8 protein-coding genes and 2 pseudogenes are annotated in these 6,660 nt (G+C 65.8%); 2 read left to right on the top strand and 8 right to left on the bottom strand.

The annotated features are described in order from the left end of the window. Nucleotides 1-52 precede the first annotated feature (52 nt). Both EJK15_RS66470 and EJK15_RS66465 read right to left on the bottom strand, forming a co-directional pair. Nucleotides 53-1,300: a reverse transcriptase/maturase family protein gene (locus tag EJK15_RS66470; RefSeq protein WP_171075384.1), complete on the bottom strand. Its 1,248-nt coding sequence runs from the start codon at nucleotides 1,298-1,300 to the stop codon at nucleotides 53-55. A gap of 643 nt (nucleotides 1,301-1,943) precedes the next feature. Next, nucleotides 1,944-2,618, bottom strand: a complete 675-nt coding sequence (locus EJK15_RS66465; RefSeq protein WP_138720463.1) for a TetR/AcrR family transcriptional regulator C-terminal domain-containing protein — start codon at nucleotides 2,616-2,618, stop codon at nucleotides 1,944-1,946. A gap of 379 nt (nucleotides 2,619-2,997) precedes the next feature. On the opposite strand from EJK15_RS66465, the gene EJK15_RS66455 reads away from it, so the two are divergent. Then, nucleotides 2,998-3,486 (top strand): DUF6326 family protein, encoded by a 489-nt coding sequence (locus EJK15_RS66455; protein WP_138720462.1) that lies wholly within the window; start codon nucleotides 2,998-3,000, stop codon nucleotides 3,484-3,486. A 256-nt stretch (nucleotides 3,487-3,742) separates the two neighbouring features. Here EJK15_RS66455 and EJK15_RS78325 read toward each other — a convergent pair. Next, nucleotides 3,743-3,832: pseudogene (locus tag EJK15_RS78325) on the bottom strand (transposase); the annotation flags it as partial. On the opposite strand from EJK15_RS78325, the gene EJK15_RS66445 reads away from it, so the two are divergent. Further along, nucleotides 3,823-4,113 (top strand): hypothetical protein, encoded by a 291-nt coding sequence (locus EJK15_RS66445; protein ID WP_206062232.1) that lies wholly within the window; start codon nucleotides 3,823-3,825, stop codon nucleotides 4,111-4,113. The pseudogene EJK15_RS78325 and the gene EJK15_RS66445 overlap by 10 nt on opposite strands. A 294-nt stretch (nucleotides 4,114-4,407) precedes the next feature. Here the strand turns inward: EJK15_RS66445 and EJK15_RS66440 are convergent, their stop codons facing one another. The 5 genes and pseudogenes from EJK15_RS66440 to EJK15_RS75935 all read right to left on the bottom strand — a co-directional run. After that, a complete protein-coding gene (locus EJK15_RS66440) occupies nucleotides 4,408-4,746 on the bottom strand; it encodes a hypothetical protein (RefSeq protein ID WP_138720461.1) in 339 nt (112 codons plus the stop codon). Beyond that, on the bottom strand, nucleotides 4,743-5,030 hold the full coding sequence (locus EJK15_RS66435) for a hypothetical protein (protein ID WP_138720460.1): 288 nt from the start codon (nucleotides 5,028-5,030) through the stop codon (nucleotides 4,743-4,745). The genes EJK15_RS66440 and EJK15_RS66435 overlap by 4 nt, the downstream gene beginning before the upstream one ends. A gap of 47 nt (nucleotides 5,031-5,077) precedes the next feature. Continuing rightward, on the bottom strand, nucleotides 5,078-5,350 hold the full coding sequence (locus tag EJK15_RS66430; RefSeq protein ID WP_240778080.1) for a recombinase family protein: 273 nt from the start codon (nucleotides 5,348-5,350) through the stop codon (nucleotides 5,078-5,080). 158 nt (nucleotides 5,351-5,508) lie between these two features. Further along, on the bottom strand, nucleotides 5,509-6,414 hold the full coding sequence (locus EJK15_RS66425; RefSeq protein ID WP_138720459.1) for a S41 family peptidase: 906 nt from the start codon (nucleotides 6,412-6,414) through the stop codon (nucleotides 5,509-5,511). Between the two features lie 17 nt (nucleotides 6,415-6,431). Continuing rightward, a pseudogene (locus EJK15_RS75935) lies at nucleotides 6,432-6,660 on the bottom strand (DinB family protein); the annotation flags it as partial.

Genomic DNA, 6,660 nt, shown 5'->3' with positions numbered 1-6,660 from the left:
GACAAGCCGCGACCAGAGCACGGCGGATCCCACACGCCCCGGAACTGGGCTTTTACCTGCAGGAGCGGTCCTCGTCGAAGAAATGGACCAAGAAATGACACGAAGAATCAAGCCGTGGATCCAGGCTCAGATACGGGGTGCACTTGGCCTTGATCACCGTTAGCGGAACGCGTAGCGCGATGGAGCCGTTGACGTTCCTGCGGCCACCGCGAGCGATCTTGCTGTCGTTGCGCTGGACGGTGATCTCGTAGCCGAGGAATTTCGCCGCCTGGGTGTGGGCGTGCGTGATCAGTGTTTTGTCCTGCGACAGTTCCAGCTTGAGGTCATCGCGCAGGAACGCCGCCAGGCGTTGTTTGATCTGTTCGGCTTCGGCCTTGGGTCCGGTGAACCCGAGCAGGGTGTCGTCGCAGTACCTGACGTAGCGCAGCCGCCGGTAGAGCGGATCTTGGGGATCCACGCTGGGCACCCGGCGCAGCTGCTTGCGCAGCTGACGCACCGCATCACGGTCGCCGCATCTTCGGGCGCGCACCATTCTCGCTTGCACCCTTTTGTACTCCGGATTGAACGCCCTGCGCCCGCCTCGGGTATATTCTGGAATGAGAACTGTTTCGACGAATCTGTCCAACCGATCCAGGTAAATATTGGAGAGGATCGGGGAAACGACACCGCCTTGCGGAGCCCCGCTCAGCGTTGCGTTCCATATCCAGTCCTCCAGATATCCGGCTTGAAGCATGTTGCGCAGCAGCCGGAGGAACCGGTTGTCGTGGATGTTTTCGCCGAGAATTCCGAGCATGACCGAGTGGTCGAGCGCGTCGAAACACCGGGCGATGTCTCCCTCGATGAACCAGGTTGTCCCCGTCCAGGTATTCGCCACCTCGCTGAAAGCTGTGTGGCATCCTCGGCGGGGACGGAAACCGTGAGAACGGGCGGAGAACTGCGGCTCGTAGTACGCCTCAAGAAGCAGGCGGATCACTTCGCCGACCAGTTTGTCCGACCATGACGGCAGACCGAGCGGTCGCATCGTCCCGTTCTTTTTCGGGATGTGGACACGCTTCACCGGGGCGAACCGATAGCGCTCGTGGCGCAGCGCGTCGATGATCCGCTGGATCTTGGCCTGGGACATGCCGTCCACGGTCTCCCCATCGACCCCGGGTGTCATGGCTCCGTGGTTGGAGTACAGACGCCCGTAGGCCAGCAGGTACATCTGCGGGTTGAACAGTTGCCGATACAACTCGTTGCACGGCAGGCCACGCCTACCGCGATCACGGAGGACATTCAGTACCGTTTCGGCGCTCTGCATTGCGCATACCTCCCGGTCTTAAGTGTCCGATCACCTGGCCCCCTTCGCCCGTGCAGACGGCTTTCCCGTCCTCCTTGGTGGGGCGTTACTCCCACGACTACTACGAGGCCTGCGTCGCCATAGGACTCGCGTCCCTTAGGCGATCCCGCGTTCGTCTTTGTCATACGTGATAGCGCGACTTAGGCTCCCCACTCATCTCCTTGAATCCCCTCGCTGGGGATCGCTCCGCACCCCGGAGGTTGCGCCGATCGGGTTGTCATGTCGACGCAGGGCGCGGCGCCGGTTTCAGACGTCTTTCCGGCGGATGTATCAATTGCATCGTCTGGAGATTAGGATTCAGGCAATTCAGCTTTAGCCATATCACGCGGGTCCCGCAACGCCTCGCTCCGTACGCCTGAACGCGACCGTTGCTTTCCTGGCATGCTACTGTCCCCTTCGCCTTTCGGATCCAGGTTAGCCATTAGACCCAGGAACCTCCCTCCAAGTTCCTTCCAGCTGCGCTGGAGATATAACAAAGCGCCTCGCGGCGCACCTACCCCAGATAACGATCGTCTGCGGCGATGTCGGCCGGACGACGGGCCGACGCCGGGGGAGCGGATGGGTAGGTCACCACCGCGACGCTACGCCGCTGTCCGGCCCGTGCTCACGTAGGCACTCTCAGGGGCTCGAGGGCGGCTAGGACGAGGTCGAGGCCGAAGGTGAACTCCTCCGCCGGGTCGTAGCCGGCAGCGGCGAGCACCGCGGCGGACTCGTTGAGGTAGGGGAACTCGTTAGGAGGAAGCTGGGGCAGGAAGACGTCCTCGGCCATGTCCGCGAACTCATCGGCGGTGTCGAACGGCAGGCTGGCTTCCTGCAGGGCGAAACCGTAGACATAGCTGTCGAGCAACCAGTTGGCGTGCGTCGCCATCAAGACCGGGAAGCCGGCCCTTCGCAGGCAGGCGGTGACCGCTTCGCGGTGGCGGAGGTTCGCGGGCCCCGGCGATGTCCGCGACTCCATCAGGCCGATCGCCCACGGGTGGCGTGCGAGAACCTGTCGGGCGGATACCGCCCGACGTCGCATCGCTGACTGCCAGTCGGTCTCTTCGGGCGGGAGCTCGATCTCCTCGAACACGACGTCGATCATGGCGTCCAGCAACTCCTCCTTGCTCGCTACGTAGTAGTAGAGCGACATCGCGCCCGCGCCGAGCGCGCCAGCCAGCCGGCGCATGCTCAGCCCTCCGACCCCCTCGCGGTCGGCGAGCCGGACCGCCTCGACCACCACCCGTTGCTTGCTCAGCGCCGCGTCTGACGCCACCTGGCGTTGTTCCCTCGCAGACACGGGTCTCCTCTCGCTCGCTCGAGCGGCTTGACAATCGTCCAGCGCACGGTCATGGTACAGCGTACTACTTGTAGTACAGCGTACGACGTACGATGTACGAACCAGCGAGAGTCGTAGCTCGGACGTGAGGAGGCTTCTGTGGGAATCGAACAGCGATCGAGTGCCGGAGTACGCCTGGCGCCGGGGGCGAGTCCGCCGGGGCGACGACGATGCGGGCCGCCGACCGGCACCGCTACGGCCTGCCCTCAGCGCTCGAGTCGTCCGAGGTCCGGGCTACCGCTGCCCGGTCGAGGCGATGTGCTCGTCCAGGTGGGCGCGGCCTCGGTACATCCCTGCCGCCACTCCGGCGGAGGGACCGCTCCTCTCGAAAGAAGAACCGATGACCATCCGAACGAAAACCCCGAACCTGCTCGACAACCCGCCGGTCCCCGTGCAGGCCAAGCTCGCCGCCGCATGGACCAGCTTCATGTTCCTCTACATCTACGTCGACTACTTCCACCTCCACAAGCCCGGCGTCATCGACAACCTCCGCGCCGGCGTCGTCTTTGAGTTCGACATCAGCCCGACGTTGTTGACCATGATGCTCGCGTCCGTGGCGATCCCGGCCCTGATGGTGATGCTCTCCATGACGCTGCCCGCCCGGGTGAACCGCGCCACGAACCTCGTCGTTGCATCGCTCTACATCCCCTACTCGGTGTTCAACGCGGCAGGGGAGTCCTGGAACTGGGCCCCCTTCTACGGCCTCTCCATCGGAATCGAGGTGCTGCTCCTGGCCTTCATCCTGCGCTCCGCCTGGACCTGGCCTCGAACCCCCGCCGTCCCAGCCGGTCCCGCGACGACCGACCTTCGACAGGACCTTCGACAGTAGGTGTCCGTGTAAAGCCCTACGGCGTGAAGCCCGCCGCCGCGGACACCGGGCCGACCGTGACCAGCTCAGTCGCGGTATACGCAGAGAACCTGCTCACGAGCGGTCCGGTGTCCGCGCCAGCCGCGCCCGTAGGCCAAACGGTGGCTGACCGACCAGCAGACCTCATCCAACCAACCGCAACGACGAAAGGGGCATTAGCTCGCTTAACGCACTCTGAGGTCACTTGGCGTCACCCTCGCCCTCGGTCTGCGCGGCCTGGCTTGGCCTGCACGGCGTGGTTGTCGCGGACCTTGACCACGATGGCGTCCAGGAACACCACCGGGTAGATCGGGTCCAGTGGCCGGCTCGGCCCACCTGATGGGCAGGGTCGCCTCCACCTCCCGCATGCTCGCCATGTGCGCCGCCCCGTTCGGCGCCCTGCTCGGCGGCTGGCTGGCCACCACCTACGACGTAGGAACCCCGCTCTACGCCGCCGCCGTACTCCTCCTCACCATGACCGCCATCACGGCGACCATGACCAGCAACCGCCGGGTCGAGGCGGCGCTGCGCGGCGCTGCATCGGCCGACGGTCCAGGGCCCCAGGAATCCGCCGATCCCGTCCGAGAGGGTGCACCCGAACTGTTGTGACGGTTTCACCGAAGGCCTCACGAAAGTATGGGGGTGGGCGTCGACCGGCGGGACGACGTCCTACACCCGAAGCCGACCCCAGCCTCAAAGCGCGGATCAGATGATCGCAAACCAGGAGGCCATGGGAACACCCTCGCCATCGCCCGCGCCCGCCAGGCCAGCGGCGAATCGGTCACCTCGATCGCACGCCACAGAGGATGCGCTGCATGACTCAGGCGACGACCCAGGCGGGAACCCGGTGTACCCTGTCTCCCGCCGCGCGGCCGAGGCGATCCGCCTGCGATAGCTCCGCGTTCAGCCGTCCCCGGGCCTTGACGGGCCCGGCCGGTCAGATCGCGGTCTTGAGCAGCAATGGAACGGCCAGTCACGTAAAGGAGCCCGGTGGGCGCCTCTTATCGTGACTGGCCGTTCTGATGATGCGGGTGGCTGGGGGCCGGGGTCATGTAAGCCGATGAGGTTCGTGGTGTTGTGGAAGGTGGTGGCGGCGGTCTTCAGGTCCTCGATCGTGGTGCGCCAGTCGGTGGCCTCGATCTCGTTCATGTCGCCCCAGTTCTGGTCGCCGAACTCGCGGGCGAACTCCGCGATGTGCTCGGCGGTCTCGGCGAGCTTGTTCAATACGGTGCCGACGCTCATCCCTCAGGTGGGGGCTGTGCGGAACCTGCGGGGAGATCGGCGGCCGCGGTGGCCATGGCGGTGGTCTGCCGTTCGATCTCGTCGTTGATGTTGGTCAGGCTCGCGCGCCATCCGCTGTCGATGAGCTCTACGGCGGGGACGAGTCCGGCGTTGATCGCCGATTCCAGGTAGTTGCGGGCGTCGGGCAGCGCGCCCTCCCGCTCCTTGTCGGTCAGCTCCTCCCACGTCGGGAGGTAGGTGCATTCGTGGGCGACCTGCTGGCGGGCCTTGGCCAGGGCCAGCACGCGCGGGTCCGTCGAGTGGGATCTGGGGCAGTGGCACGGCGTGCTCGTCAGGGAGTCGGGGGCTGGTCGGTGGGGTTGCCTTCGGCATCGGCTGCGAGGGTTTTGTGGACGACGCCGACGGAGACCTTCACCCCGGCGGCGATGGTGCGGATGGATTCCCCGCGCCGGCGGCGGTCGAGGATGAAGGAGCATTCGGTGTGCTCCCCGACCGCGATGCCCTCCAGAACCTTGACGCCGACGCCTTGCTGGAACAGATCGTTGAGAACGATGAGTCCTTCCAGGAGGTTGCGGCCGAGCCGGTCGACCTCCTGGACGGTCAGCAGGTCGCCTTCGCGGATGTAGGACAGCGCGGTGAGGAGGTCGGGCCGGTCCGCGGTGGCGAGTTTGCCGCCGGGTTATCCCGTCGTACCGCCCGGAGCTCCAGTCGCCTTGATCACGAACGACGTTTGGTACCACACTGTCGATGAGCTGGACTGCGTCAGCCTGCCAGTCGGGCGAGGGCCAGTGCGTGTGCCTGGTCGAGGGATTCCGCGGCAGCGCAAGGGACGTCCGGCTGCACACCGGTGCCCTCCCAGTTCGCGCCGGAGACGGGGTTGATGGCGCGGCCGGTGGGGACGGTGGCTTCCAGGTGGGGGTGCACGGTCCAGCCCTTGCACGGGTGCGCGCCGCCGCGGGTGGGCTCGCCGACGACAACGGCGCGGCCGAGCTGCTGCAGGTCGTAGGCCAGTTCCTCAGCGGCGGAGAAGGTGCTGTCACTGGACAACACGTACAACGGTTTGCTGCCGCCGAAACGCGCGCCGGGAACGTGTGGCAGGCTCCAGGACTGCTCGCTGCGCTCGCCGCGGCGCCAGTACATGGTGTTGAGGTGGGTGCGCTCGTCCAGGAGATAACTGCAGACGAAGGCGACGGTGTCCGGGTCGCCGCCCCGGTTGGCGCGAAGGTCCACGATCAGCGCCTGGGCGCGGGAGGCCAGGGTGAGCGCGGCGCTCAGCGGTTCGGCGGCCCACTCCAGCGGAAACAGCATCGGCGCCAGCTCCACCACGGCGACCCCTCCGTCGAACAACTCCACCCGCGGCGCACCGCCCAGCGAGGTGTCGAAGTCCAGGCGGATGGAATCCAGGGTTGCCGCGCCCTGCTCGGGGGAGACCGGGTCGGCGTGGTGCTTCAGTCTCAGGTGTTTGTCGTCGTTGACGGACTGCAGGTCCGCGGTGACCAGACGGGCGAGTTCCTCGGCACCGTCGACGTCATAGGCGCCCTCGGCGAGGCGTCGTTGCAGCAGGTCGGCGAGCTTCTCGGCTATCTCAGGGAAAACGTAGTGCTCGGTCAGCAGTCGCGCGATCTCGTCGATGACAGGGGCGGGCCGAAGGGTCGTCAGAGTCGTCATGTCAGGGAAGTAGAGCACTACCCTGACGAAAACGTCAAAGACGTTGAGACACCTTCGGCATGCGTGATCAGCCTTCCCACGTACCACCTCCTGAGGATGCTCTGGACATCGGCGCGCCTGAGGACATGGACCATGATGGCGAACAGGTTCGTGTCGGCATAAGGCTCCGGCCACCACGGCACGTGGCCGAGGGCGTCGAGGGGAAGCTCGTTGATCGTCGCGTCCGAGTGTTCCCACGTGCGCCGA

Origin of the sequence: Nonomuraea basaltis (genome assembly GCF_005893125.1) — a bacterium.
In the GTDB taxonomy this organism is placed as follows: Bacteria; Actinomycetota; Actinomycetes; order Streptosporangiales; family Streptosporangiaceae; genus Nonomuraea; species Nonomuraea basaltis.
Note: the sequence above shows the minus strand (reverse complement) of the source record. Positions and strands in the feature narration are given on the sequence as shown.